Source organism: Qipengyuania nanhaisediminis (assembly GCF_045862805.1).
Lineage (GTDB): Bacteria > Pseudomonadota > Alphaproteobacteria > Sphingomonadales > Sphingomonadaceae > Erythrobacter > Erythrobacter nanhaisediminis_A.
The window spans coordinates 1,783,663-1,809,436 of sequence record NZ_AP025760.1; the positions used below are offsets into that span (position 1 = coordinate 1,783,663).

22 protein-coding genes and 1 tRNA gene are annotated in these 25,774 nt (G+C 64.2%); 20 read left to right on the forward strand and 3 right to left on the reverse strand.

Translation table 11 applies throughout. The features are described 5' to 3' along the window. Window positions 1–154 precede the first annotated feature (154 nt). The 3 genes from dnaK (at window position 155) to ACKTSM_RS08620 (ending at window position 4,265) form a co-directional block, all read left to right on the forward strand. On the forward strand, window positions 155–2,089 hold the full coding sequence (gene dnaK, locus ACKTSM_RS08610; protein WP_407874248.1) for a molecular chaperone DnaK: 1,935 nt from the start codon (window positions 155–157) through the stop codon (window positions 2,087–2,089). A gap of 74 nt (window positions 2,090–2,163) precedes the next feature. Then, the gene (gene dnaJ, locus ACKTSM_RS08615) at window positions 2,164–3,309 is read left to right on the forward strand and encodes a molecular chaperone DnaJ (RefSeq protein WP_407874249.1); all 1,146 of its coding nucleotides are present in this window, start codon (window positions 2,164–2,166) and stop codon (window positions 3,307–3,309) included. 77 nt (window positions 3,310–3,386) lie between these two features. Next, the gene (locus ACKTSM_RS08620; RefSeq protein ID WP_407874250.1) at window positions 3,387–4,265 is read left to right on the forward strand and encodes an MBL fold metallo-hydrolase; all 879 of its coding nucleotides are present in this window, start codon (window positions 3,387–3,389) and stop codon (window positions 4,263–4,265) included. On the opposite strand, the gene ACKTSM_RS08625 is transcribed toward ACKTSM_RS08620, so the two are convergent. Beyond that, window positions 4,262–6,613 carry a patatin-like protein gene (locus tag ACKTSM_RS08625; RefSeq protein WP_407874251.1) on the reverse strand — a complete coding sequence of 784 codons (2,352 nt, stop codon included), beginning with the start codon at window positions 6,611–6,613 and terminating at the stop codon, window positions 4,262–4,264. The genes ACKTSM_RS08620 and ACKTSM_RS08625 overlap by 4 nt on opposite strands. Before the next feature lie 70 nt (window positions 6,614–6,683). Between ACKTSM_RS08625 and radA the strand changes: the two genes are divergently transcribed. The 10 genes from radA (at window position 6,684) to ACKTSM_RS08675 (ending at window position 18,576) form a co-directional block, all read left to right on the forward strand. Next, window positions 6,684–8,051, forward strand: coding sequence for a DNA repair protein RadA (gene radA / locus ACKTSM_RS08630; RefSeq protein ID WP_407874252.1), 1,368 nt, complete (start codon window positions 6,684–6,686; stop codon window positions 8,049–8,051). Window positions 8,052–8,064: 13 nt separating this feature from the next. Continuing rightward, window positions 8,065–8,598 carry a CvpA family protein gene (locus tag ACKTSM_RS08635; RefSeq protein ID WP_407874253.1) on the forward strand — a complete coding sequence of 178 codons (534 nt, stop codon included), beginning with the start codon at window positions 8,065–8,067 and terminating at the stop codon, window positions 8,596–8,598. Next, window positions 8,595–9,029 carry an iron-sulfur cluster assembly scaffold protein gene (locus tag ACKTSM_RS08640; protein WP_407874254.1) on the forward strand — a complete coding sequence of 145 codons (435 nt, stop codon included), beginning with the start codon at window positions 8,595–8,597 and terminating at the stop codon, window positions 9,027–9,029. The genes ACKTSM_RS08635 and ACKTSM_RS08640 overlap by 4 nt, the downstream gene beginning before the upstream one ends. A gap of 87 nt (window positions 9,030–9,116) precedes the next feature. Beyond that, window positions 9,117–10,760, forward strand: coding sequence for an MFS transporter (locus tag ACKTSM_RS08645; RefSeq protein WP_407874255.1), 1,644 nt, complete (start codon window positions 9,117–9,119; stop codon window positions 10,758–10,760). Further along, a complete protein-coding gene (gene alr, locus ACKTSM_RS08650; RefSeq protein WP_407874256.1) occupies window positions 10,744–11,784 on the forward strand; it encodes an alanine racemase in 1,041 nt (346 codons plus the stop codon). The genes ACKTSM_RS08645 and alr overlap by 17 nt, the downstream gene beginning before the upstream one ends. A 116-nt stretch (window positions 11,785–11,900) precedes the next feature. Beyond that, window positions 11,901–12,488, forward strand: coding sequence for a polyhydroxyalkanoate synthesis repressor PhaR (phaR, locus tag ACKTSM_RS08655; RefSeq protein ID WP_407874257.1), 588 nt, complete (start codon window positions 11,901–11,903; stop codon window positions 12,486–12,488). A 102-nt stretch (window positions 12,489–12,590) separates the two neighbouring features. Beyond that, a complete protein-coding gene (gene proS, locus ACKTSM_RS08660) occupies window positions 12,591–14,135 on the forward strand; it encodes a proline--tRNA ligase (protein ID WP_407874258.1) in 1,545 nt (514 codons plus the stop codon). A gap of 54 nt (window positions 14,136–14,189) precedes the next feature. Continuing rightward, a complete protein-coding gene (locus tag ACKTSM_RS08665; protein ID WP_407874259.1) occupies window positions 14,190–15,617 on the forward strand; it encodes a M28 family peptidase in 1,428 nt (475 codons plus the stop codon). A gap of 51 nt (window positions 15,618–15,668) precedes the next feature. Continuing rightward, window positions 15,669–18,002, forward strand: a complete 2,334-nt coding sequence (locus ACKTSM_RS08670) for a ribonuclease R family protein (RefSeq protein ID WP_407874260.1) — start codon at window positions 15,669–15,671, stop codon at window positions 18,000–18,002. 58 nt (window positions 18,003–18,060) lie between these two features. Beyond that, entirely contained in the window at window positions 18,061–18,576 is a 516-nt protein-coding gene (locus ACKTSM_RS08675) for a peroxiredoxin-like family protein (RefSeq protein ID WP_407874261.1), read from the forward strand. Between the two features lie 28 nt (window positions 18,577–18,604). On the opposite strand, the gene ACKTSM_RS08680 is transcribed toward ACKTSM_RS08675, so the two are convergent. Continuing rightward, the gene (locus tag ACKTSM_RS08680; RefSeq protein ID WP_407874262.1) at window positions 18,605–19,057 is read right to left on the reverse strand and encodes a universal stress protein; all 453 of its coding nucleotides are present in this window, start codon (window positions 19,055–19,057) and stop codon (window positions 18,605–18,607) included. 144 nt (window positions 19,058–19,201) lie between these two features. On the opposite strand from ACKTSM_RS08680, the gene ACKTSM_RS08685 reads away from it, so the two are divergent. Genes ACKTSM_RS08685 through lpdA form a run of 4 tightly spaced genes read left to right on the forward strand, consistent with a single transcriptional unit; the run spans window position 19,202 to window position 22,826 of the window. Then, a complete protein-coding gene (locus tag ACKTSM_RS08685) occupies window positions 19,202–20,620 on the forward strand; it encodes a 2-oxo acid dehydrogenase subunit E2 (RefSeq protein WP_407874263.1) in 1,419 nt (472 codons plus the stop codon). Next, window positions 20,617–21,021: a hypothetical protein gene (locus tag ACKTSM_RS08690; protein WP_407874264.1), complete on the forward strand. Its 405-nt coding sequence runs from the start codon at window positions 20,617–20,619 to the stop codon at window positions 21,019–21,021. Before ACKTSM_RS08685 ends, ACKTSM_RS08690 begins: the two co-directional genes overlap by 4 nt. Next, window positions 21,014–21,418: an acyl-CoA thioesterase gene (locus ACKTSM_RS08695; RefSeq protein ID WP_407874265.1), complete on the forward strand. Its 405-nt coding sequence runs from the start codon at window positions 21,014–21,016 to the stop codon at window positions 21,416–21,418. Before ACKTSM_RS08690 ends, ACKTSM_RS08695 begins: the two co-directional genes overlap by 8 nt. Beyond that, window positions 21,411–22,826: a dihydrolipoyl dehydrogenase gene (lpdA, locus tag ACKTSM_RS08700; protein WP_407874266.1), complete on the forward strand. Its 1,416-nt coding sequence runs from the start codon at window positions 21,411–21,413 to the stop codon at window positions 22,824–22,826. Before ACKTSM_RS08695 ends, lpdA begins: the two co-directional genes overlap by 8 nt. Before the next feature lie 14 nt (window positions 22,827–22,840). Here the strand turns inward: lpdA and ACKTSM_RS08705 are convergent. Beyond that, window positions 22,841–22,930, reverse strand: a tRNA-Ser gene (locus tag ACKTSM_RS08705). Between the two features lie 70 nt (window positions 22,931–23,000). Between ACKTSM_RS08705 and ACKTSM_RS08710 the strand changes: the two genes are divergently transcribed. From ACKTSM_RS08710 to ACKTSM_RS08720, 3 genes are all read left to right on the forward strand, one after another. After that, window positions 23,001–23,918 (forward strand): aminotransferase class IV, encoded by a 918-nt coding sequence (locus ACKTSM_RS08710; RefSeq protein WP_407874267.1) that lies wholly within the window; start codon window positions 23,001–23,003, stop codon window positions 23,916–23,918. Next, the gene (locus ACKTSM_RS08715) at window positions 23,915–24,643 is read left to right on the forward strand and encodes an HAD family hydrolase (protein WP_407874268.1); all 729 of its coding nucleotides are present in this window, start codon (window positions 23,915–23,917) and stop codon (window positions 24,641–24,643) included. Before ACKTSM_RS08710 ends, ACKTSM_RS08715 begins: the two co-directional genes overlap by 4 nt. Window positions 24,644–24,707: 64 nt before the next feature. Then, window positions 24,708–25,760 (forward strand): lytic transglycosylase domain-containing protein, encoded by a 1,053-nt coding sequence (locus ACKTSM_RS08720; RefSeq protein ID WP_407874269.1) that lies wholly within the window; start codon window positions 24,708–24,710, stop codon window positions 25,758–25,760. The last annotated feature ends 14 nt before the right edge of the window (window positions 25,761–25,774 follow it).

A 25,774-nucleotide genomic window follows, 5' to 3' on the forward strand; every position in this document is an offset into this window, starting at 1 on the left:
TTGTGGAAGCAATCAAAAACTAGGGCAGCCCGGTTCTTGTGCCAAGCGAAACCGCACCTATATCCGCCACATATTCGAGCCGCCGACCCGTCTCGCCAAGGATCGGGAGACGCAAGGCGCGGTGTCCAACTTACGTCCTAAGGATAGGGAAATAATGGGTAAAGTAATCGGTATCGACCTCGGCACGACCAATAGCTGCGTCGCCGTCATGGATGGCGGAAAGCCGAAAGTCATCGAGAATTCGGAAGGCGCGCGCACGACGCCTTCGATCGTCGCCTTCACCAAGGACGGCGAACGTCTGATCGGTCAGCCGGCGAAGCGCCAGGCGGTGACCAATCCCGACAACACGCTATTCGCGATCAAGCGCCTCATCGGTCGCCGTTTCGACGACAAGACGACCAAGAAGGACATGGAGATCGTCCCCTATGACATCGTCAAGGGCAAGAACGGCGATGCCTGGGTCGAAGCCGGCGGCGAACAATATTCGCCTTCGCAGATCTCGGCCTTCATCCTCCAGAAAATGAAGGAAACCGCCGAGAGCTATCTTGGCGAAGACGTCCAGCAGGCGGTCATCACCGTCCCTGCCTATTTCAACGACGCACAGCGCCAGGCGACCAAGGATGCCGGCCAGATTGCCGGCCTCGAAGTGCTGCGCATCATCAACGAGCCGACTGCGGCCGCGCTTGCCTATGGTCTCGACAAGGAAGACGGCAAGACCATCGCCGTCTACGACCTTGGCGGCGGCACCTTCGACGTCTCGATCCTCGAGATCGGCGACGGTGTTTTCGAAGTGAAGTCGACCAATGGCGACACTTTCCTTGGGGGTGAGGACTTCGACAACGCGATCGTCGAATATCTCGCCGACCAGTTCCAGAAGAAGGAAAACATGGACCTGCGCAGCGACAAGCTCGCTCTGCAGCGTCTCAAGGAGGCAGCCGAGAAGGCCAAGATCGAACTGTCGAGCTCGGCCACGACCGAAGTCAACCTGCCCTTCATCACCGCGCGCATGGAAGGTGGCTCGTCCACCCCGCTGCACCTGGTCGAGACGATCAGCCGCTCCGACCTCGAAAAGATGGTCGGCGACCTGATCCAGCGCACGCTCGAACCGTGCAAGAAGGCGCTTGCCGATGCCGGTGTCACCAAGGACGAGATCGACGAAGTGATCCTCGTCGGCGGCATGACCCGCATGCCCAAGGTGCGCGAAGTGGTCGAGAAGTTTTTCGAGGCCAAGCCGCATACCGGCGTGAACCCTGACGAAGTCGTCGCCATGGGCGCTGCGATCCAGGCCGGCGTCCTCCAGGGCGATGTCAAGGACGTGCTGCTTCTCGACGTGACCCCGCTGTCGCTGGGGATCGAGACGCTGGGCGGCGTGTTCACCCGCATGATCGACCGTAACACGACGATTCCGACCAAGAAGACCCAGACCTACTCGACCGCCGAAGACAACCAGAACGCGGTCACGATCAAGGTCTATCAGGGCGAACGCGAAATGGCCGCAGACAACAAGCTGCTCGGCAATTTCGACCTGGTCGGCATTCCGCCCGCACCGCGCGGCGTTCCGCAGATCGAGGTGACCTTCGATATCGACGCCAACGGCATCGTCTCGGTGTCGGCCAAGGACAAGGGCACCGGCAAGGAACAGACTATCAAGATCCAGGCATCGGGCGGTCTGAGCGATTCCGACATCGACCAGATGGTCCAGGACGCGGAAAAGTTCGCCGAAGAGGACAAGAAGCGTCGCGCTTCGGCAGAAGCCCGCAACCAGGCCGACAGCCTTGTCCACGCGACCGAAAAGCAGCTCGAGGAGAACGGCGACAAGATCGACGCCGAGACCAAGACTGCCGTCGAGGAAGCGCTCGCCAGCACCAAGACCGCGCTCGAAGGCGATGATCCGGACGAGATCAACGCCAAGGCGCAGGAGCTTACCCAGGCCGCGATGAAGATGGGCGAGCAGATCTACAAGCAGGAGCAGGAAGCTGCGCCTGCCGGTGACGGCGCTGATGGCGAAGAGCCCGCCGGCGAGGAAGAGACCGACGAAGACGTCGTCGACGCCGAGTTCTCCGAAGTCGACGAAGACAAGAAGGGCTGATGCCCCGATGATCGAGACCCCCGCCATCGATGCCAGAGCGCGTCGGTGGCGGGTTCTCGTCAGGGCTTAGTGCTATGGCTGCCACGCAGATGGACTATTACGAGACGCTCGGCGTGTCGCGCGATGCCGATGGCGCGACTCTCAAGAGCGCCTATCGCAAGCTTGCCATGAAATGGCATCCCGACCGCAACCCTGGCGATGCCGAGGCCGAGGCGCGCTTCAAGGCCTGCAACGAGGCCTATGAATGCCTCAAGGACCCGCAGAAGCGCGCGGCCTATGACCGCTTTGGCCATGATGCTTTCACCCAGGGCATGAATGGCGGCGGTGGCGGCGGCTTCGGGCAGGGCCAGGGCGATTTCGGCGACATCGGCGATATATTCGAGACGATATTCGGCAGCGCGTTTGGCGGCGGCGGGATGGGCGGCCATCGCCAGCAGCAGCGTCGCGGCGCGGATCTGCGCTACGACATGCAGGTGAGCCTCGACGAGGCTTTCCACGGCAAGTCGACCGAAATCGAGATCGAGGTCTCGCAAGGCTGCGAGACCTGCGACGGGACCGGGGCAAAGCCCGGCACCGGCGAGCGCCTGTGCAATCTGTGCCACGGCCAGGGTTCGGTTCGCGCCAAGCAGGGCCTGTTCGTGGTCGAACGCCCCTGTCCGACCTGTTCGGGGCGCGGCCAGGTGATCGAGGAGCCGTGCCGCGAATGTCGCGGCGAGGGCCGCGTCGATCAGCCGCAAAACCTCAAGATCGACATCCCGCCCGGGGTCGACACGGGAACGCGTATCCGCCTGGCCGGAAAGGGCGAGGCGGGGCAGCGCGGTGCGCCGGCCGGCGACCTCTACATCTTCATTCACGTCAAGCCGCATTCCCTGTTCGAGCGCGAAGGCACCACGCTTGCCACCCGCGTTCCGATCAGCTTCACGACCGCGGCGCTCGGCGGGACTGTGGACATTCCCGATCTCGATGGATCGACCAATACGGTGGAGATTCCCGCCGGCATCCAGTCGGGCAAGCAATTGCGCGTGCGCGGCGCGGGCATGCCGGTGCTGCAAGGGCGCGGCCGCGGCGACCTGGTGGTCGAAATCAAGGTCGAGACCCCCACGCGGCTGTCGCGCAAGCAAAAGGATATTCTCACGCAGTTCCGCGACACCGAGACTGGCGATGAATGCCCCGAAAGCCGCAGCTTTTTCGCTAAGCTCAAGGATGCCTTCAGCGCCTGATCAGGGAACCCGCGCGCCGGCACCGCTCGACAGCCGCGCGCTCCTTGCCTAGTCCTTTCATCGAAGGGGGAACTTCGATGAAACATCTGTGGCTATGGGCGATAAGTGCGGCGCTGTTGGGCGCCCAGGCGAGCGCGCAAGATTTCGACGGCGTTGAAATTCGCAGCGAGGAGATCGCGCCGGGCGTGGCGGTCCTGTTTGGCGCGGGTGGAAATATCGCGGTGAGCCACGGCGAGGACGCGACCCTGATGGTCGATGACCAGTTCGCCCCCTTGTCCGATCGGATCGAGAGCGCGGTTGCCGATCTCGGCGCCTCGCCGGTCAAATATGTCGTCAACACTCACTGGCATTACGATCACACCGGCGGCAACGAGCATTTCGGCCGCACCGGAGCGACAATCTTCGCGCATGACAATGTCCGTGTCCGCATGATCGAGGGCGGCACTGTCGCCGGGCGCGCGATCGCACCTGCCGAGCGCCATGCCTTGCCCGTGGTGACCTACCCGCATGGTCTGGCCTTCCACCTCAACGGCGACACGATCGACATTGTCTACATGGGCGGCGGACACACCGATGGCGACAGCGTGGTGATCTGGCAGGAGGCCAATGTCATCCACATGGGCGACCTCCACCTGAACATCCGCAGCTTTCCGTTCGCCGATCACGAATCGGGCGGCGATGTCCGCGACATGATCGACACGCTCGACGCGGTCATCGCGATGATCGACGATGAAACCCGCGTGATACCGGGGCACGGCCCGATGTCGAACCGGGGCGAGCTGATCGCCTATCGCGCCATGATCGCGGAATCCGTCGCCCGGGTCGAGGCGCTGCGGGCGCAAGGTCACGATCTCGCCGAAGCGGTTGCTGCTGCCCCCCTGGCTGACATGGATCGCGATGGCGGCTTTGTCAGCGGCGATGCCTTTGTCGAGGCAATCTGGCACTCCCAGCGCTAGGCGAAACGTTCTTTCACCTCGCACAGCAATTGGCGCAGAAGCTCTTTTGAGCACCGGTCGGCGCGGTATTCCTCTTCGAGGATCGCGACGAAGGCCGATTGCTTGGCGCTGCGCACCTGTTCCGGGTCGAGCCCGCCCTCGACGGTCGATGCGATCAGGTCGACCATCCGTTCGGCCCCGTGCAGCCGTCCCCACAGATAATCGTTCTCGCGATAGGCGCGGCTGAAGAACGCGCCGAAATTGTAGAACTCGATGCCGCGAAGGGTCGCCTTGGTGCCGCCCTCGCGGATCGACAAGGCGTCATCTGGCGAAATGCGGTCGACCTTGACCGGATTGTATTCGCCGAGCCCCTCGCGCTGGGTGAGCGGCAGGGTCGCGGTGTCGTAGAAGGGAAAGCCGAGATATGTGAGCAGCATGCGCCGCTTGAGATTGCGCGGCATCTCGGCGAGCGCTTCGCACAGGAGCCGCTCGGCCTCGAGATCGGTCTCGGGCAGGAGCCGCCGCTGTGCCAGGAAATCGAGCACCGCGCCCGGATCGGTCAGCACCTCGGCCGATAGCTGCCCGAACTCGGCGCTTTCGCTGGCTAGCACTGCGTTGTCGTCCGACCGGCCATACAGGGCGAGGATGTCGTAGATTTTCGCCCGGGCAAGATCGAGCGCATCGTCAGGGATATCGGGATCGACTTCCCAATCGTGCGAAAGCCGCCGGGTCAGCAATTGCAGGCGCCTGATCCGGAATCCCAAGTCATGGGTGCGGAAAAAGGCGATCGCCTCCTCGGTCGCGCCGCCATTGTCCTGGGTAAGGGCGCCGAGGCCGCGGGCTGCCAGCTCGCCCCTCAGCGCGGCCGCGATCGGCGATTCGTCCGACAGCTTGAGCTGCGGCGCGGCTTCGTGGATGAGCCGCGCGAGCCGATCGATGATCGCGCTGAACTTGGTCTGGGCATAGGCGCCAAAGGCAAATCCTGCACGTTCGGCAGCCGCCTGCTGCGCCCGCGCCCGCCAATTGGCGAGCCGCTTGGGCGTCGGGTTGTCGAGAAAGAATGTTCGCCCGAACAGTTTCTCGACCGCGCGGTCGATCTCGGGCCTCAAACCCACGACGATCCGCCTGAGCCGCGCGGCCTTGCGCGATTGTTCCTCGATCCGTTCCAGGTCATCGCGTATCGGTTGTTCGCGCGGGATCGTCGAAAGCGACCCGAAGATCGCACCGAACCAGCCGATCGGGGGCAATGGCCGCTCATCGCCCGGTTCGGCCACGCTCGTGCGATCGGGGCGCGGGTCGATATAGACGAACCGGCGATCGACCTCGCGCTGCGAGGTTCGCGAGGCCATCGCCTCGAGCGCCGCGCCAAAGGGCGCATTGACCAGCACCGATCCATCGATCAGCGCGACATCGTCAACCGTCCCTTCGCGCACATGAGCAGGCATCACCCGGCCCAGGAACGCTCCGCGGTTCGCCCAGTGACGACCATGCTTGCTCGCCAGCCTGTCGATCTCGGCCAGTGTCATCGGCGGGAAAGCACCGGGAAAGCTGGCAGTGGAGCGAGCGGCGATCACCAGTTCGAGCGGATCGGTAAGGCCTTGCCCTGCATCCAAAGGGGTCTGGCCGTGGAAATCGATCGGCATGCGATGTTCGGTTTCCTGGATCAGCGGCGGCGAATTGAGGCGCAGGGTTTCGGGATGGCCGCGAAAATCGGTCGCGGTCACCAGGAGGTCGATAGGGTGTCCGGGCGGGAGAAGCGGTGCGCCGGGCGGGGCCGAGGCCATGCCTTCGAGCGCATCGAACAGCATCTGCGAAAAACGGTCGCCCGAAAAGGGTGGGTTGAACCAGCGTCCGCGCACCAGTTGCGAGACCTTGTGGCGCACTTCGCGCCGGGTTTCGGGCGATACGCTTTCGCTCACCGCATTGCCGGGGCGACGCAGGAACCACTCGGCGATCGGCTGAGCCCAGAACTTGGCATAGCGCCACATCGGTTGCGCGCCGGGATCGGTCAGCTTGCTGACATCGGCGTTCTCGAGCCACATATCGGTGAGCGGTTCGAGCGAGTGCCCTGAATGGATCGCCTGGGCAAGGAACACCGCGTTGATGCCGCCCGCGCTCGCCCCGGTGACGATGTCGGGGAGCACGCGCAGACGCAGCTGCTTCTCCCTTTCGATCTCGGACAGAAGGTCGCGGTAAATCGCCGCAACGCCGGTGACCGCATCGCTGTTTTCGCCATCACCCAGCGGGGCATGAAAGGCCCGGCTCGCTCGCGCCAGGTGCCATAATTCCTTGGTGACGCCGTGCATGTAGACCGCAAGGCTGACCCCGCCATAGCAAACCAGAGCGAGACGAAGTTCCTTTTGCCGCATGGGTTTGTGATGCCGGGGATAGCGCAGAAAGGCAATTGCGTTCCGCAAATGTTCTGGTTACGAATTCCCCATGGCCAAATCGAAAAAGCGATATGTCTGCGCCAATTGCGGCACGGTGACACCGCGCTGGCAGGGGCAATGCGGCGATTGCGGTGAGTGGAACACGCTCACCGAGGGCGCACCGGCAACGGTGTTCTCGCAAAAGCATGACCTGTCACGCGGGGGAAGGGCGCTCGAATTCGTGCCGCTCAACCGTCCGGCCGAACTCCCGGTGCGAAAGTCCACCGGCTTGGCCGAATTCGACCGTGCGCTCGGCGGAGGAATCGTGCCGGGATCGGCAATCCTGATGAGCGGGGACCCGGGGATCGGGAAATCGACCTTGCTCCTCCAGACCGCCGCCACTATCGCGCGCGGGGGAAATGATGTCGTCTATATCAGCGGCGAGGAAGCGGCAGGCCAGGTGCGCTTGCGGGCCAAGCGGCTGGGCGTTGCCGATGCGCCGATCCGGCTCGCATCCGACACCTCGGTGCGCGACATCCTCACCACTCTGGGGCAAGGCGAACCGCCGGCCCTGCTGGTGATCGATTCGATCCAGACCATGCATTCCGACACGATCGAGGGCGCACCGGGAACGGTCAGCCAGGTGCGCGGCTGCGCGCTCGAACTGATCCGCTATGCCAAGGCGAGCGGCTGCGCGCTCGTACTGGTCGGCCACGTCACCAAGGACGGCAATATCGCCGGGCCGCGCGTGCTCGAACACATGGTCGACGTGGTGATGAGCTTCGAGGGCGAACGCAGCCACCAATATCGTATTCTGCGCGCGCTCAAGAACCGCTTTGGCGCGGTCGATGAAATCGGCGTGTTCGCAATGGCGGGCGAGGGGCTCGAAGAGGTCTCCAATCCCTCGATGCTGTTCCTGTCGGGCCGCGACCAACCGCTCGCCGGGAGCGCAGTTTTCCCTGCGCTCGAGGGCACCCGGCCAGTGCTGGTCGAAATCCAGGCGCTGATCGTGCGCCTGCAATCGGGTGCGACCCCGCGGCGCGCCGTTGTGGGCTGGGACAACGGGCGACTCGCAATGCTGCTCGCGGTGCTCGAATCGCGCTGCGGCCTCAATTTCTCCAGCGCCGAGGTCTATCTCAACATCGCAGGCGGTTATCGCCTTTCCGACCCGGCAGCCGACCTCGCGGTCGCGGCAGCGCTCGTCTCGGCGCTCGCGGACAAGCCGCTGCCGGACAAGTCGGCCTGGTTTGGCGAGGTGTCGCTGGCGGGCGAAATCCGCCCTGTCGCCCATGCCGATCTGCGCCTGCGCGAAGCGGCCAAGCTCGGATTTGCGCGCGGCTACGGCCCGTCGGATGCCAAGACCGGCTCATCGTCGCTCGAATACCGAAAGGTGAATGGTCTTGCGAAGCTCGTTGACCAGGTGATGGGCAGCCAATAACCCGTTGGACATCATGACCGGCTTTGACATCATCGTTCTCATCATCGTTGCGGTTGCAGCGATTGGCGGATTCATGCGCGGGCTCGTGCAGGAAGTGCTGAGCCTCGCCGCGTGGATACTCGCCGCCTTCTCGGTCTATTACCTCCACGGCGATCTGACCGAGATATTGCGCGATTTCTACGATGCCGAACCCGCGACATCGATTCTGGCCTTCGCCTTGCTCCTGCTCATTCCCTATGCCGCGATGAAGGTAATCGCGGGCAATGTCGGCGAAGCCTCGCGCGGATCGATCCTCGGTCCGATCGACAGGGTGCTCGGTTTCGGGTTTGGCGCGGTCAAGGGCGCGCTGATCGTGATCTTCGCCTTTTCGGTCCTGGTGCTCGGTTTCGACACGGTGTGGGGCTACAAGGGCCGCCCCGACTGGATCACCCAGGCGCGCACCTATCCCGCGGCCGATGCGTTTTCGCGCGAATTGGTGCAGATGATCGCGCAAAGGCGCGCGCGCCTGCTCGGCGAACGCGAGGAGCGCGAAGAGGGCGGCCAATGACAGCCGAACGGGCTGCCGAGGCTCCATCCAAACTCTATTCCGCGCCTCTCCTTGCCCTCTCGGTCGAACTGGCCCGCTTTCCGCTCGATCCCGAAGCACCCCTGCAAGGCCATGCCCGCTCGCGCACTTGCGGCAGCGAGATTCGCCTTAGCGGGCATGCGGGCGAGGGCGGGGGACTGCGCAATCCCGGCCTGATGGTCTCTGCCTGCGCGGTCGGGCAGGCCTCCGCAGCGATCTTTGCAGAAGCGGCGCCGGGCATGACCCGCGAGGACATCGCCCGCCGACTGTCCGACCTCGAAGCCTGGCTCGCAGGCAAGCGCGAAGGCGATTTTCTCCCCCGGCTGGAAATCATCGAGCCTGCGCGCGCTCACAAGGGCCGTCACGGGGCGATCCTGCTGGTGTGGAGAGCCGCGCTCGACGCGCTGGCATAAGCGCACACCAACGGCTAGACCACGCGCGGTCGAGACGCCTGCCGCATGATGCGGGCGCTCAGTCAGAGGGAACGGGGAAAGACACGCATGGCAGAGGCACAGGCGCTGGCCGATCGCGAACCGACCGCGAGCGAGATCAGGCTCGTCGTCGGCGCATCGAGCGCGGGGACGATTTTCGAGTGGTATGATTTCTTTATCTACGGAACGCTCGCTTACATCCTCAAGGATGCGTTCTACGATGTCGATGACCCGACGCTCGGCCTGCTGCTGGTGTGGTCGACCTTCGCCGTGGGTTTCGCCTTCCGTCCGATCGGGGCGATCCTGTTTGGCTTTCTCGGCGACAGGCTGGGCCGCAAATACACCTTTCTCGTCACCGTCACCTTGATGGGGATCGCGACGGCCGGGGTGGGCTTTATCCCGACCGTCGACCAGGTGGGAATCATTGCCCCGATCATCGTCATTATCCTTCGCGTGCTCCAGGGGCTGGCCCTGGGAGGCGAATATGGCGGGGCGGCGATCTATGTCGCCGAACACGCTCCGCCGGACAAGCGCGGCTTCTACACCAGCTTCATACAGGCGAGCGTGGTTGGCGGCTTCGTTCTCTCGATTATCGTCGTGCTGCTTTGCCGGCTTGTCATCCCCGCCGATGACTTCGTCGAATGGGGCTGGCGCGTACCCTTTTTGCTGTCGATCCTGCTTCTGATCATCTCGCTGTGGATGCGCTTCAAGCTGTCCGAAAGCCCGGTTTTCAAGGCGATGAAGGAAGCCGGCGAGACCAGCGGCAACCCGTTCATCGAAAGCTTCACCTATCCCGGCAACAAGAAGCGCATCTTCGTCGCGCTGTTCGGGGTCGCCGGGATCCTGACGACGATCTGGTATTCGGCGTTCTTCTCGAGCCTGTCCTTCTTGAAAGGCGACATGCGATTGGAGGAAACCACGGTTGAAATCGTCATGCTGATCGCGGGCGGGGTCTCGATGTCGTTCTATATCCTCGTCGGCAAGTGGTCCGACCGCATCGGGCGCAAGAAGCCGATCATAATCGGCGCGCTCGCAACGCTCGTGTTGATCTTCCCGATTTTCTGGGGGCTGGGCGCACTTGCCAATCCCGGCCTCGCCGAAGCGGCAGAGCGCAACCCGGTGGTCGTCACCGGTGAGCAATGCGTGACTGATCCCTTCGCCGAACTGTTCGACCGCGAGCAGACCGATTGCGGCAAGATCCTCGGCACGCTGATCGCGAGCGGGGTGTCCTACGATTTCGTCGAGGGCGGCGAGCTGGGCGTCACCGTCGGGGGCGAGGAAATCGCCATCGGCGAAGACTGGCTGGCCGATGGCAGCGCGCGCACTTCCGGCCTGCAAGCTGCACTGAGCGAAGCTGGCTTCGATTTCTCGCGCCAGACGCCGGGCCTTGCACAACTGGCCGGGATCATCGCGCTCTTGCTGTGCGTCGGGATGCTCTCGGCGCTCACCTATGGATCGGTCGCGGCGCTTTTGTCCGAGATGTTCCCGCCCAAGATCCGTTATTCCTCGATGTCGATCCCCTATCACATCGGCGCTGGCTATCTCGGCGGGTTTTTGCCGCTGATCTCGGGAATTATCGTCGCGAGCACCGGCAATGTCTATTCGGGTCTGTGGTACACCTGGGGCGTGGTCGCATTCGGCGTGATCGTCGCTTGGTGGGGGCTCAAGGACGGGCCTCCTCGGGACTTCGAAGACGATGTCGCCACCGCCTGATCCCACGCTCCGCCTGCGGGTCGACGCGCAGGCGCTTGCCGACAACTGGCGCGCGCTCGATGCGCTTTCGGGCGCGGCGAGCGCGGGCGCGGCGATCAAGGCGGATTGCTATGGCCTGGGCACCGACCGCTGCTTGCCAGCTATCCGCGATGCCGGCTGCGAGCAGTTCTTCGTCGCGCATTGGAGCGAGGTTGCGGCCGCCGCACGCCACGTCGATCCCGCCCAAATCGCGGTGTTGCATGGTCCGATGCGCGACGACGAAGTCGCCTATGCGAGGGAGGCCGGCGCGGTCCCGGTGATCAATTCTCTCGCTCAGGCGCGCCGCTGGAGCGAAGGCGGTGGCGGGACATGCCACCTGATGATCGACACCGGCATCAACCGCCTGGGTGTCGCACCCGGCGAACTGACCGACCCCGCGATCCGCGCGCTCGATATCGACATACTCATGAGCCATCTCGCCTGCGCCGACGAGGATAGCGCGATGAATGCGCGGCAGCTCTCGCGCTTTGCCGATTGCCGCAGCGCCGTGTCGCATCGCCGGGCAAGCCTTGCCAACAGCGCAGGGATCTCGCTGGGCGAAGACTTCGCGTTTGATCTCACCCGCCCGGGCCTGTCGATCTATGGCGGCATCCCGCGCGAAGAACTGGCGAGCGAAATCCGCGCGGTCGCGGGGATTGAGGCGGCGGTGATCCAGATGCGGTCAATCTCTGCGGGTGAAAGCGTCGGTTACAACGCTGCCTTCACCGCGACCCGCGACATGCGCATCGCCACGGTGTCGCTCGGCTATGCCGACGGTTTCCTGCGCGCGCGCGGTCCCGGAACGAGCCTGGCGCATCGGGGACGCGCGCTCCCGCTTCTTGGCAAGGTGTCGATGGACATGGTGGTCGTCGATTGCGTGGCCGCACCGGACCTGCGCGAAGGCGACTGGCTCTCGGTGCCGTTCGACCTTGGCGAGGCGGCGCGCAGCAGCGGGCTTTCGCAATACGAACTGCTCACGGTGCTCGGCTCGCGCCTGAAGACGTGACTGGTCAAACCGGGCCGAGGACAAGTTCGCTGCGTGCTTATGTTGCACTGCACTTTGTGCAGGTGCTAAGAAGGCCTCCGGAATTTTCGCTTGGAATATATCGGGGCAGGCAGCACATGACACGCAAGGCAAAGGGCAAGGCGGCTGATCTTCCCGAAGGCACAATCGTCATCAAGAAATACGCCAATCGGCGGCTCTACAACACCGCCTCCTCGAGCTACATCACGCTCGAAGACCTGGCAGCGATGGTGCGCAACAATGTCGAATTCGCGGTCTTCGATGCCAAGACCGACGAGGACATCACCCATTCGATCCTCACTCAGATCATCATGGACGAGGAAGCCAATGGCGGGCAGATGCTCCCCGTGAGCTTCTTGCGCCAATTGATTGGAATGTATGGCAATTCCATGCAAAACCTGATGCCGTCATACCTCGAGGCGAGCATGACGAACTTTCGCCAGAACCAGTCGAAAATCCGCGAAGCTTTCGAACAGGGCATGGCGAAGAACCCGCTCGCGGCCATCCACGAGACAAATATGGCGATGATGCGCGCCGCGGCCGAGACACTGATCCCGCGTTCGGCCTCCAGGAACGCTGCGCAGCCTGGCGACCAGGCGGCGAAGGACGGTTCTGCCGAAGAGATCGCAGCCATGCGCGAACAGATGGCGCAAATGCAGAAGAAGCTCGACGAGCTGAGCAAGTAGGCGACCTGCGGATTGGCGTGACCGGCAAGGCTTGGCGACGGCGCCGAGTTGGGCTAGCGCGCGGCGCGTAATCCAAAGCTGACCGAACGGGATCAAAGCCAAGTGTCCAACATTCGCCACGCGCTCAACGTCAAGCGTCAGGACGATTTTGCCAAGTGGTATCAGGAGGTCATCGCTGCGGCTGACCTCGCCGAGGAATCGGGGGTGCGCGGCTGCATGGTGATCAAGCCATGGGGCTATGGCATCTGGGAACGCGTGCAGCGCCTGATGGATGACCGCATCAAGGCGGCCGGGATCCCCAATGCCTATTTCCCGATCTTCATACCGCTCGCCAATTTCGAACGCGAGGCGGACCATGTCGAAGGTTTCGCCAAGGAAATGGCGGTGGTCACCCATCACCGCCTGATCGCAGATGGCAAGGGCGGGCTGACGACCGACCCCGAAGCGAAACTGGAGGAACCGCTGGTCGTGCGCCCGACTTCGGAGACGATCATCGGCGATGCCATGGCGCGCTGGGTGCAGAGTTGGCGCGACCTGCCGATGATGCTCAACCAGTGGGCCAATGTCGTGCGCTGGGAAATGCGCACTCGCATGTTCCTGCGCACCAGCGAATTTCTCTGGCAGGAAGGTCACACCGCCCACGCCACCCGCGAAGAGGCGCTCGAGGAGACGCACCGCGCGCTCGAAATGTACCGCGCCTGTGTCGAGGAAGACCTCGCCGTGCCGGTGATCGCCGGCGAGAAGCCCGAGAATGAGCGTTTCCCAGGTGCCGACGAAACCTGGTCGATCGAGGCGATGATGCAGGATGGCAAGGCGCTTCAGGCGGGCACCTCTCACTATCTCGGCACCAGTTTCGCAGAGGCCGCCGGAATCCGCTACCAGGACCGCGAAGGGACACAGCAGCTGTGCCACACGACCAGTTGGGGCACATCGACGCGCCTGATCGGCGGGGTGGTGATGACCCATGGCGATGACGACGGCCTACGCGTTCCGCCGCGCATCGCCCCGCACCAGGTTGTGATCCTGCCCATGCTGCGCGACAAGCCCGAAGACGAGGCGGTGCTCGCCTATTGCGAGGAAGTGCGCGCATCGATCGCCGGGCAGAGCGCGCTGGGTGAACCGATCCGCGTCCTTCTCGACAAGACCCCGGGCAAGGCCACCGCCAAGCGCTGGGACTGGGTGCGCAAGGGTGCGCCGGTGATTATCGAGGTCGGTCCGCGCGACATGGAGAACGCCAAGCTCGCCGTGCTGCGCCGCGATCGGCTCTGGAACACCGACAACGGCAAGCCCGCGATGCAATTCGTCGCCCGCGACCAGTTCGCGGCGGAAGTACCGGCACTGCTCGAAGACATCCAGGATGCGCTTTTCACCGAGGCGCGCGAGCGCCGCGATGCCAATATCACCCGCGGCATCACCGACTGGCACGGCGTGGTCAATTTCTTCCGCAAGGGCGGCAAATATCCCGGCTGGGTCGAGGTCCAGTGGGCGCGGCCCACCGGCAAGGCACTCGATGACGTGGTCGAACGGCTCAAGGGTGAAAAGCTGACCATTCGCAACGTCCCGCGCGATGGCGAACCGGCGGACGGCACCTGCATCTTCACCGGAGAAAAGGCCGCCGAACGCATCTTTGTCGCGCGCGCTTACTGACGCCGATTCAAACAGCTATTGTCATTGACTGCGCGCCCTGCAAGGTTCGCGGCCATGATCAGACGCCTCGCACTCATCGCCCTCGTCGCCGCGACCCCGCTCGCGGCTGATGACCACGCCCACGACGCCGCCTCGCATGCTGCGGGCGATGATCCCGGCCTCGAAATATCGCAAGAGCGCCTGCGCGCCGACATGGACACCATCGTCGGGTTCGGCACGCGCCACACCCTGTCAGCGCAGGACCACCCGACCCGCGGGGTGGGCGCCGCTGTCGATTGGGCGCTGGCCGAATTCGGCCGCATCAGCGAGAGCTGCAATAGTTGCCTCGAGGTCGAGGCCGTGGGCCGCGTGGTCGAGCCCGATGGGCGCCGCATTCCCGAACCCACGCTGATCCGCAATGCGGTCGCGATCCAGCGCGGGACCGAGCGGCCCGATGAAGTCATTATCGTCCAGGCGCATTACGACAGCCGCGTGACCGATCCGCTGAACGGCACGGACGATGCACCCGGCGCGAACGACGATGGCTCGGGAAGCGTCATGGTGCTTGAGGCCGCGCGCATCCTCAGCCAGCGCGAATATCCGAGCACGATCATCTATGCGTTGCTCACCGGCGAGGAGCAGGGGCTCTACGGCGCGGGCATCCTCGCCGACTGGGTGACCGAGCAGGGCATGACGGTGAAGGCGGTGCTCAACAACGACATGATCGGCAATTCCTGCGGGGCGGATGGCTATTGCGAGCCGGACGTTGTGCGGGTCTTTTCCGAAGGTCTGCGCGCGGATTCGACCGAGCAATTGCGTGCACGACAGCGACGGTTCGGCGGTGAGAACGATGCGCCCGGGCGTAACCTGTCGCGCTGGCTGGCCGGTTTCGCGGCACAATATCCCGAAGGCATTCAGGTCCGGCAGATCTGGCGGACCGACCGGATGGGGCGGGGCGGGGACCAGATCCCGTTCCTCGATCGCGGCTATCCCGCCGTGCGCGTAACCGTTGCGGTCGAGGATTACGATCATCAGCACCAGGACCTGCGGACCGAGGACGGGACCAAATATGGCGACACCGTCGACGAGATCGACTTCACCTATCTGACCCGCGCGAGCCGGCTCAACGTCCGCGCGCTCGATTACCTTGCCCGCGCGCCGATGCCGCCCAGCGTCACCGCCGACGCCGCGGTGCGGGTCGACACCGAGCTGACGGTCCACCCCGTCGCAGGGGCCGATACGTATCGCATCCACGTGCGCCGCACCGACGAACCGCATTGGCGCGAACAGGTGCCTGAAGGCTCGCGCGGCGAGAGCTGGGACCCGGTGTTCGGGCTCATTCGCGATCCGGCGAGCCAAGCGCCGCACCGGCACACCATTCCGCTGCGCGGCGATGACTGGCTGATCGGGGTTTCGGCCTGTTCGGGCGCAATCTGTTCGCCGGTTGCGAGCGCGGTCCCGGGCGGTGCGTTTGCGCCTTTGGCGGAGCCTGAGAGCGAATAATCGCGCTCAGCGGGTGACTTCGCCGCGCACGCGCACCATATCAGGCGCGAAATGACGAAAAAGAAACACGCCAAGACACCGGGCCTGCCGACGAAGAAGCAGGTCCTCGAATTCATCCAAGGCTCCGACATCCCCGCTGGCAAGCGCGAGATCGCGCGCGCCTTCGGCCTCAAGGGGCAGGAGAAGATCGCGCTCAAGAAGCTGCTCAAGGACATGGCCGAGGAAGGCCTGATCGACGGCCGCAAGACCGCCTATCACCGCATGGGCGGCTTGCCGAAGGTCACTGTCCTCAGGGTCACCGAGATCGAAGACGGCGAGCCGATCGCGATCCCCGACAACTGGTCGCCCGATGCGCCCGAGAAGCCTCCGCGCCTGATCGTAAAGGAAATGAAGGGCAGGGGCGGCAAGCGCGCGCCCGCGGTGAAACGCGGTGATCGCGTGCTGGCGCGGACCGAGGAACGCGAGAGCGGCTGGGTCGCGCACCCAATCAAGAAACTTCCCGCGCGCACCGAGGGGCTGATGGGCGTCGTCGAAATCGACGGCGCGGGCAAGCCGTGGCTCGCGCCGGTCGACAAGCGCGTGCGCAATTCCTCGCCGATCCGCGACCTCGGTGGCGCCGAAAAAGGCCTGCTGGTCCTGGCCGAGCCTGCGGGCAAATCCGAAAGGTCGGGCGTGAATGTCGTCGAGGTGATCGGTGACCCGCTGGCACCCAAGAGCTTCAGCCTGATCGCGATTGCGAAGCACGGCATCCCGCATGTCTTCCCCGAAGCCGTGCACGAGGAAGCGCGCGCTGCGACCGAGCTGCCACTTCACGAAGACAAGCGCGAAGACCTGCGCGATGTGCCGATCGTGGCGATCGACCCTGCCGATGCGCGCGATCACGACGATGCAATCTGGGCCCAGCCCGATGGCAAGGGCGGGTTCAACGCGCTGATCGCGATCGCCGATGTCAGCTATTATGTCCGCCCCGGTTCCGCGCTCGACCGCGAGGCGAGAAAGCGCGGCAATTCGGTCTATTTCCCTGACCGCGTCGTGCCGATGCTGCCCGAAATCCTGTCAGCCGATGTGTGCTCCTTGCGCGAAGGCGAGGACCGCGCGGCGATGGTCTGCCATGTCCATATCGACGCAAACGGCAAGGTCGAGACCCGCGGTTTCACCCGCGCAATCGTGCGGATCCATCACAATATCGCCTATGAGGACGCACAGGCCGCGGTGGATGAAGGCAATCCGCCTGAATATCTCGCCAATCTGTGGGGCGCGTGGAAATTGCTCGCCGAGGCGCGGGCCAAGCGCGACCCGCTCGAACTCGAATTGCCCGAACGCCGCGTGGTGCTGGGCGATGACGGCAAGATCGCGGAGATCGCCGTACGCGAACGGCTCGATGCGCACCGCGTGGTCGAGGATTTCATGATCGCCGCCAACGTCGCCGCGGCCAAGGCTCTCGAGGCCAGGACTTCCCCGGTGGTTTACCGCGTGCACGAAGTGCCAGGGCGCGAAAAGCTGGTGGCACTGCGCGATTACGTCGGGACGATGGGGCGCAAGCTCGCGCTCGGCCAGGTGGTGACGCCGGGCCTGTTCAACCGGTTGCTCAAGGACGTCAACGACGAGGCTGAGAAGGCGCAGGTGATGGAAGCGGTGCTGCGCACTCAGACCCAGGCCTATTACGGCCCGACCAATGCCGGCCATTTCGGCCTGGCGCTGGGTTCCTACGCGCATTTCACCTCGCCCATCCGTCGCTATGCCGACCTGCTCGTCCACCGTGCCTTGGTCGATGCCTACAAGCTCGAACAGCCACGGCCCAAGGATGGCGCGCTGCCTGATACGACCGGCCTGTCGGACAAGGACCGCAAGAGCCTTCAGGAAGTTTCCGACGCGATCAGCCAGACCGAACGACGCGCAATGGAGGCCGAGCGAGACACGATCGATCGCTATGTCGCGGCATGGCTTTCGGGTCGGGTAGGCGAGACTTTCGACACCCGCATCACCGGCGTGCAGAGCTTCGGATTCTTCGCGACCATCCTCGGTCTTGGCGGTGACGGGTTGGTCCCGGTCTCGACGCTGGGACGCGAACATTTCCGCTATGACGAGGCCGCACAGGCGCTGATCGGCGAGGACACCGGCACCACTTATGCCGCGGGAGACCGTCTCAAGCTGCAACTGGGCGAGGCCAACGCTCTTACCGGTGCGCTCAAATTCGTGCCGCTCGATGCCGATGGCAACCCGATCGAGGCGCGCGGCGGGAGGCCCGAGCACCGCCGCGGTCGCAGGCCGGGGCCGCGCTCGGGGCAAAGGCGCGATGGCAAGCCCGGCGGCAAGGCAGGCAAATACGCCACCGGCAAGCGCGGCCGGCCCGGCAATATCCGCCACCAGGGGCGCAAGCGCTGACCTGACGAGGAACACTGCGGGGTCTCGGAGCATTGGTCAGGCAAAGGAGACTACACCCATGATCAAGCCCGGAAACGCCGTGCCTGACCTCAAATTGCCGCTCACCATCGATGCCGAGTTCGACCTCGCCAATCAGGAGCCGGACAATTTCACTCTCGTCGTGATGTATCGCGGCAAGCACTGTCCGATCTGCCGCCAGCAGCTCAAGGCGGTGGGCGCGAAGCTGGACGAATTCACCAAGCGCGGGATCAATGTCGTGGCCGTCTCGATGGATAGCGAAGAGCGCGCCCGGACGGTCGATCGGGAATGGGAAACCGGCGACCTGCCGCTTGCCTTCGCGATGAGCGAGGAGACTGCGCGAAACTGGGGGCTCTACATCTCGCAAGGCCGGCCCGACAGCGACGAGCCCGAGCGCTTTTCAGAGCCGGGAATGTTCCTCGTGCGGAGCGATGGCACGCTTTATCTCGCCTCGGTGCAGAACGCGCCCTTTACCCGTCCGCCGCTCGATGAACTGCTTCAGGGCATCGATTTCATCCTGAAGAACGATTACCCGGTGCGCGGCACGCTGACCTGATCGCCGGTCTTCGGCGGTCAGCGCTGCGTCAGGCCATGTGGTCGCTGTCGCGCTCGTCATAATCGGCGGGAATGACGTAGAGCGGGCAGGGGAGCGATCCCGCGCAGGCGGCAAAGTATGTCACCAGTGGACCGGGATTGCCGCCCTTGGCCGCACCCAGGATCAGCGCGGCGACTTCCTTGTGCGATTCGAGAAACGCGCTGACGATCTTCTGCCCGTTGCCGATCTTGACCGAGATCGTCGGCATGATCCCGCTTTCGGCCAGGAGGTTACCGGCAACTCCGTGGGCGAGCATTTCCGCGCGGTCGCGCGCCTCCTGCTCGATCGTCGCCTGAACCCCGCCGAACGCGCTGAAATTCTGCTGTGCGACGAGCGCGAGGATATGCACCGCGCCATCGACCGCTACCGCGCGCCGCGCGGCAAAGCGCAGGGCTGCGCGCGCCTCGTCGCTTTCATCGGTAATGACCAGGAATGTGCGCATAATTCACCCTCTCGGCCGCCTGATATCCTGACAAAGTGCCAATTTGGCAAGAGGGACCGAGAATGCTTGCCCCACACGCGCGAGCGGCTAAAGCGGCGGCGAGACCCTTTTCCCAGTGTTCCGTAACGGAGTTTCACCACCGCCATGGCTCTTGAAATCCGCATGCCCGCGCTTTCTCCCACGATGGAAGAAGGCACGCTTGCCAGGTGGCTCGTTAAGGTCGGCGACGAGATCAGTTCGGGCGATATCATGGCCGAGATCGAGACCGACAAGGCGACGATGGAGTTCGAGGCCGTCGATGAAGGCACCCTGGCCGCGATCCTGATCGAAGAGGGGACCGAGAATGTCGCGGTCGGATCGGTCATCGCGATGCTCGCCGAAGAGGGTGAAGACATCGCCGATGTGAAAGCGCCATCGGGTGACAGCGCCCCGGCGAGCGACGAGGCTCAAGCAGAACCTGCCAAGAGCGAAGACGCACCCGAAGATGCCGCCAAGCCGGCCAGCAACGAGGGTGCCAAGGCAACGCCCGTCGCCCGGCGCATCGCGGCGGCAAGTGGCACCGACCTCTCCACGGTCGAGGGCAGCGGCCCGCGCGGCAAGATCATCAAGGCCGATGTCGAGGCGATCCGCGGCGGCACGCAGGACCCGCCGCAGCGTTCCGGCAACCGCGTGATCGCATCGCCGCTGGCGCGCAAGCTGGCAGGCGATCAGGGGATCGATCTGGCCGACGTGACCGGATCGGGTCCGGGCGGCCGGATCGTCAAAGCCGATATCGACAGCTTCACGCCCACGGCCAAGTCTGCGCCCGCCGCGAGCCAGGATGCCAAGGCTCCCGCGACAAGCGCAACGCAGCAGGCCGCCAGTGATTACGACGCACCTTACGAAGAGCAGAAGCTCAACAATGTGCGCAAGGTCATCGCGCGCCGCCTCACCGAAGCCAAGCAGACCGTTCCGCACATCTACCTGACGGTCGATATAAGGCTCGATCCCTTGCTCGAATTGCGCAAGCAGTTGAACGCTTCGCTCGAACCCGACGGGATCAAGCTTTCGGTCAACGACCTGATCATCAAGGCGCTGGCCAAGGCCCTGCACCGCGAGCCGCAGTGCAATGTCAGCTTCCAGGGCGATGTCATGCATCAATATACGCGGCAGGACATCTCGGTCGCGGTCGCGGCGCCTTCCGGCCTGATCACCCCGATCATCCGCGATGCCGGCAAGAAGAGCCTCGCGGACATCTCGAACGAGATGAAGGAGCTGGCCGGCAAGGCGCGCGAGGGCAAGTTGCAGCCGCACGAATACCAGGGCGGCACCGCGAGCCTTTCGAACCTCGGCATGTTCGGCACCAAGCAGTTCGACGCGGTGATCAATCCGCCGCAAGGCATGATCCTCGCGGTCGGCGCGGGCGAACAGCGCCCCTATGTGGTCGACGGCGAACTGACCGTGGCAACGGTGATGAGTGCGACCGGCAGCTTCGACCACCGCGCGATCGACGGGGTCGACGGGGCCAAGCTGATGGACCAGCTCAAGACCCTGATCGAGAACCCTATGGGGCTTGTGGTGTGATCCTCGTCGTGATCGCGAAATCGGTGGCGATCGCAGCGGTCGCGGCGCTCGCGGCATGGCTCCCGATGGCGATCCTCTTCGCGTCAGGCACGGATGGATCATCGGGTGCGACCTTCGCGGTGCAATTGCTTCCGGTCGCGCTGCTCGGCAGCTTCGCTATCGGGCTTCCGGTCGCGCTGCTCGTGCTGTTCCTCGCGAGCGACACGCTCATCCGCAAGATCGGTGCGGTGCTGATGGCTGCCAATCTCGCGAGAGTGATGATGATTCTGGTGACATCGCTGCTCTGGGGGCAGTTCGGTGCGCTTTTCTATGGCGTGCCGAGCTGGATTGCTGCGAACGTGTTCGCTTTGCTTGGCTGGCTGTGGATCCTCAAGCCCATGCGCGAGGCGCAGTATGGCTGACCGGCACCTGACTATCCGCGCCACCGCGATGCCGACCGATCTCAACCCCTATGGCGGGGTGTTCGGCGGCTGGCTGATGGCGCAGATGGCTCTGGGCGCGGGATCGCTTGCGAGCCGGGTAGGTGAGGGCAAGGCTGTGGTTGTCCACGCCACCGATTTCACCTTTCCCGGCGCCATGCAGCTCGGCGACGAGCTCAGCGTCTATTGCGAGGTCACGGCGACCGGCAACACCTCGCTCACCATCCTTGCCGAAGGCGTCGGACGCGCGCGCAATGGCGAGGATGAGACGACAGTTTCGCGCGGCACGTTCAAGTTCGTGCTGCTCGACGATGATGACAGGCCGCGCGCTGTGAATGCGCGCGCACATGCAAATCCCAAGGAAAAGAACGATGGCTGACAACCAATATGACGTGATCGTGCTCGGATCGGGTCCCGGTGGCTATGTCGCGGCGATCCGCTGCGCGCAGCTGGGCCTCAAGACCGCGATCGTCGAGCGCGAGAACCTCGGCGGCATCTGTCTCAACTGGGGCTGCATCCCGACCAAGGCGATGCTGCGCTCGGCCGAGATCAAGCACTACATGGACAATGCGACCAATTACGGGCTCAAGGTGGCAGGCGAGATCGAGGCCGACCTCGAGGCCATCGTCAAGCGCAGCCGCGGCGTCGCCAAGCAGCTGAACCAGGGCGTTGCGCACCTGATGAAGAAGAACAAGATCGCCGTGCATATGGGCGAGGGGACGCTGACCGGCGCAACCTCGCTGACGGTGAAGGGTGACAAGGGCGAGGAGAAGCTCTCCGCCAGCCACGTGATCGTCGCCACCGGTGCGCGGGCGCGCGACCTGCCGTTCGCGCCTGCCGATGGCAAGCGCATCTGGACCTATCGCCACGCCATGACCCCGAGCGAGCTGCCGAAGAAACTGCTGGTCGTCGGGTCCGGCGCGATCGGAATCGAGTTTGCCAGCTTTTACAACGATATGGACTGCGAAGTTACCGTGGTCGAAATGCTCGACCGTATCGTGCCGGTCGAGGACGTGGACGTCTCCACCTTCCTTGAAAAGAACCTCAAGAAACAGGGCATGACGATCATGACCGGCGCCGGGGTCGAGGACATCAAGGCCGATGCCAAGGGCGTCAACGCCAAGATCAAGGACGCGAAGGGCAATGTCGCCGAACACCAGTTCAGCCATTGCATCGTCGCGATCGGGATCATGCCCAATACCGAGAATATCGGGCTTGAAAGCCATGCGGAAATGGACCGCGGCTTCATCCAGATCGACCCCTATGGCCGCACCAAGTCGAAGGGCCTGTGGGCGATCGGCGACTGCACTCCGGGCCCGTGGCTCGCGCACAAGGCGAGCCATGAAGGCGTCACCGCGGCCGAGGCGATTGCACAGGAGATGGGCAATAGCGAGGTGCACCCGCACCCGCTCGACCGCAACGCCATTCCGGGGTGCACCTATTGCCACCCGCAGGTCGCGAGCGTGGGAATGACAGAGGCCAGGGCCAAGGAGGCCGGTTTCGAGGTAAAGGTCGGCAACTTCCCCTTCATCGGCAATGGCAAGGCGATCGCGCTGGGCGAGGCCGAGGGCTTCATCAAGACCGTCTTCGATGCCAAGACCGGCGAGCTGCTCGGAGCGCACATGGTCGGCGCCGAAGTGACCGAGCTGATCCAGGGCTATACAGTTGGCAAGGTGCTCGAAACCACCGAGGCGGAACTGATGCAGACCGTTTTCCCGCACCCGACCTTGTCGGAAATGATGCACGAAAGCGTGCTCGACGCCTACGGACGCGCGCTGCACTACTGATCGGACAGGATAGGTGGCGGACAGGGTGGGATTCGAACCCACGAAGGGCTTGCACCCTTGCCGGTTTTCAAGACCGGTGCATTCAACCGCTCTGCCACCTGTCCGCGCGGGCTCAAGCGGTTAGCGATGCTTGGCAGCCTTGTCACCATGCGATGATCCTTTAGGACATTGCGGATGGCAAAAGGCACGCACGATTACGCACCCGTCCCGCGCAATGAGAGCGTGCTCGTCAACGTCAATGGCTCCCTCGTCCCGCGCGCCGAGGCGAGCGTTTCGGTGTTCGACAGCGGCTTCATGCTGGGTGACGGGGTGTGGGAAGGGCTGCGGCTGCACAATGGGCGGCTGGCCTTTCTCGATGCGCATCTCGACCGGCTTTTTGAGGGCGCCAAGGCGATCGCGATGGATATCGGCCTCACGCGCGAGGAACTGACCGCGCGGCTGGACCAGACGATCGACGGCAATGGCATGCGCTCACAAGAGGGCGTGCATGTCCGCCTGATGGTCACGCGGGGTATCCGCTCGACCCCCTATCAAGACCCGCGCGTGGTGATTTCGGATGCCACCATCGTCATCATCCCCGAATACAAGGCCCCGCTCCCTGCGACGGTCGAAAAAGGCATCCGGCTGTTCACCGTGCATGTCCGCCGCGGCGATCCGGCGGTGCAGGACCAGAAGCTCAATTCGCATTCCAAGCTCAATTGCATCACCGCCTGCATCCAGGCCGCCCAGGCCGGAGCGGACGAGGCGCTGATGCTCGATCCTCATGGCTTCGTCGCCACCTGCAACTCCATGCATTTCTTCATCGTGCGCAAGGGCGAGGTCTGGACGTCGAGCGGCGATTACTGCCTCGGCGGGATCACCCGGGCCAATGTCATCCACATCTGCCGCGAGGCGGGCATCCCCGTGTTCGAGAAGAACTTTTCGCTCACAGATGTTTATGGCGCCGACGAGGCCTTCGTGACCGGCACTTTTGCCGGTGTCGTGCCGGTGACCGAAGTCGATGGGCGCGCGCTCACGCAAGGGCGCGGACCGATGGTCGCGCATTTGCAGGTCCTCTATCGCGAGCTGATCGACAGGGACACAGCCGCGTGACCATCCGCATCGCCATGTGGTCGGGCCCGCGCAACATCTCGACCGCGATGATGCGCAGCTTCGGGGCGCGCAGCGATTGCGCGATGAGCGATGAACCCTTCTACGGCGCGTTTCTGAAGGCCAGCGGCGAGGACCACCCGATGGCGGCCGAGACCATCGCCGACATGGATTGCGACTGGGCCAGCGTGCTCGCCGCGCAATCGGGCGATGCTCCAGGTGGCGAGCCGGTCTGGTATCAGAAGCACATGCCGCACCACATGGTCGGCCCGGTCGATATTGCCGACATGCCGCAGCACCGCCATGCCTTCCTGATCCGCGCTCCCGAACGCGTGGTCGCAAGCTACCGCGCAAAGAACGAGCTGCGCGATCCCGAAATGCTCGGCTTTGCCCGGTTGCGCGACTATTTCGAGCGCGAGGCCGAGCGCACCGGAAGCCCGCCGCCCGTGGTCGATTCCGACGCGATCCTCGCCGATCCGGAGGGCGTGCTGGCGAAGCTGTGTTCGGCATTGGGGATCGAATGCGACCCGGCCATGTTGTCCTGGGAGAAGGGTCCTCATCCCGAGGACGGTATCTGGGGGGCGCACTGGTATGACAAGGTCAACGCCTCGACAGGCTTCGGCAATTCGCCCGGCGCTCTGCCGAAACTCGACGGGGCGTATGCCAGGACAGCCGATGCGTGCCGCGAGGACTATGAGTTCCTGCGTCGATATGCGATCTGCTCGTAAGCGGGCAGGACGCCGGCCGGTCTCGCTCACCCCTGATTCAGGTCAATGATGGAATAGACGCGCAATGCCGATCACACGCTCCCTCGCACTCGCCGCACTTGCCTTTGGCACCGCTCTTGCCGGGAGCCATGCCGCGCCCGAACCCGTTTCCGCGCAGGTCGCCGCACGCGACGGGGTCGATTTCGACGCCTATCTCGAATTGCTCAAGGCGCGCGCCCGGGCCGAAGGCGTGAGCGAGAGGACCATCGACCGGATGACCGCGGGGCTGACCCCCAATCCGCGCGTGATCCGGCTCGACCAGGGGCAGCCCGGCAGCCCGACCCGGCGCGGCTATCCCGCGCTCGCGCCCTATATCGCGACCCATGTCAATTCGACCCGGATCGCGGGCGGTCGCAGCGTCTTCCGCGCCCATAGCGGCCAGCTGCGCGCGATCGAGCGCGAATTTGGCGTTCCTGGCGAGATCATCGTCGCGATTTTCGGGCACGAGACCAGCTATGGCCGGATCCGCGGCGATTTCGACCTTTCGCGCAGCCTTGCAACGCTCGCGTGGGAAGGCCGCCGCCGAGACCTTTTTGCAGGCGAATGGGTGGCATTGATGAAGGTCGCCGATCGCGGCTTCTCGCGCCAGCAACTGGTCGGCTCCTATGCGGGCGCATTCGGCAATCCGCAGTTCCTTCCATCTGTATATCTCCGGCTTGCCGCCGATGGCGATGGTGACGGGCGCGCCGATATCTTCACCAATCGCGCCGACACCTTCGCATCGATAGCCAATTATTTCCGCGACGCCGGCTGGCGCACCGGACAGCCCTGGGGCGTGCGCGCCTCGGTGCCGGGCGGTTTCGATGTCGATGCCTACCGCACCGAGATCGTCGCGCAGGTCTGTCCCCGGGTCCACGAACGCCACAGCCAATGGAAGACCATCGACGAATGGCGCGCGCTCGGCGTGCAGCCGCAGCGCCCGCTTCCCGGCGACACGCTGGTGTCATTGTTCCAGCCCGATGGGCCTGGCACACCCGCCTGGCTGCTGACGGGTAATTACCGCGTGATCCTCGAATACAATTGCTCGAACTATTACGCGATGAGCGTTGGGCTGCTGGCCGACGAAATCGTGAACTAAGCGCGCCACCGCTC

What these genes read in the sequence shown, in the direction of transcription:
- ACKTSM_RS08625 (WP_407874251.1), bottom strand. Translation starts at nt 6,613, where the DNA reads ATGCGGCAAAAGGAACTTCGTCTCGCTCTGGTTTGCTATGGCGGGGTC.
- ACKTSM_RS08620 (WP_407874250.1), top strand. Translation starts at nt 3,387, where the DNA reads ATGAAACATCTGTGGCTATGGGCGATAAGTGCGGCGCTGTTGGGCGCC.
- ACKTSM_RS08635 (WP_407874253.1), top strand. Translation starts at nt 8,065, where the DNA reads ATGACCGGCTTTGACATCATCGTTCTCATCATCGTTGCGGTTGCAGCG.
- dnaK (WP_407874248.1), top strand. Translation starts at nt 155, where the DNA reads ATGGGTAAAGTAATCGGTATCGACCTCGGCACGACCAATAGCTGCGTC.
- ACKTSM_RS08670 (WP_407874260.1), top strand. Translation starts at nt 15,669, where the DNA reads ATGACGAAAAAGAAACACGCCAAGACACCGGGCCTGCCGACGAAGAAG.
- ACKTSM_RS08720 (WP_407874269.1), top strand. Translation starts at nt 24,708, where the DNA reads ATGCCGATCACACGCTCCCTCGCACTCGCCGCACTTGCCTTTGGCACC.
- ACKTSM_RS08685 (WP_407874263.1), top strand. Translation starts at nt 19,202, where the DNA reads ATGGCTCTTGAAATCCGCATGCCCGCGCTTTCTCCCACGATGGAAGAA.
- ACKTSM_RS08675 (WP_407874261.1), top strand. Translation starts at nt 18,061, where the DNA reads ATGATCAAGCCCGGAAACGCCGTGCCTGACCTCAAATTGCCGCTCACC.
- ACKTSM_RS08680 (WP_407874262.1), bottom strand. Translation starts at nt 19,057, where the DNA reads ATGCGCACATTCCTGGTCATTACCGATGAAAGCGACGAGGCGCGCGCA.
- ACKTSM_RS08640 (WP_407874254.1), top strand. Translation starts at nt 8,595, where the DNA reads ATGACAGCCGAACGGGCTGCCGAGGCTCCATCCAAACTCTATTCCGCG.
- dnaJ (WP_407874249.1), top strand. Translation starts at nt 2,164, where the DNA reads ATGGCTGCCACGCAGATGGACTATTACGAGACGCTCGGCGTGTCGCGC.
- lpdA (WP_407874266.1), top strand. Translation starts at nt 21,411, where the DNA reads ATGGCTGACAACCAATATGACGTGATCGTGCTCGGATCGGGTCCCGGT.
- phaR (WP_407874257.1), top strand. Translation starts at nt 11,901, where the DNA reads ATGACACGCAAGGCAAAGGGCAAGGCGGCTGATCTTCCCGAAGGCACA.
- alr (WP_407874256.1), top strand. Translation starts at nt 10,744, where the DNA reads ATGTCGCCACCGCCTGATCCCACGCTCCGCCTGCGGGTCGACGCGCAG.
- radA (WP_407874252.1), top strand. Translation starts at nt 6,684, where the DNA reads ATGGCCAAATCGAAAAAGCGATATGTCTGCGCCAATTGCGGCACGGTG.
- ACKTSM_RS08695 (WP_407874265.1), top strand. Translation starts at nt 21,014, where the DNA reads ATGGCTGACCGGCACCTGACTATCCGCGCCACCGCGATGCCGACCGAT.
- ACKTSM_RS08710 (WP_407874267.1), top strand. Translation starts at nt 23,001, where the DNA reads ATGGCAAAAGGCACGCACGATTACGCACCCGTCCCGCGCAATGAGAGC.
- ACKTSM_RS08645 (WP_407874255.1), top strand. Translation starts at nt 9,117, where the DNA reads ATGGCAGAGGCACAGGCGCTGGCCGATCGCGAACCGACCGCGAGCGAG.
- ACKTSM_RS08665 (WP_407874259.1), top strand. Translation starts at nt 14,190, where the DNA reads ATGATCAGACGCCTCGCACTCATCGCCCTCGTCGCCGCGACCCCGCTC.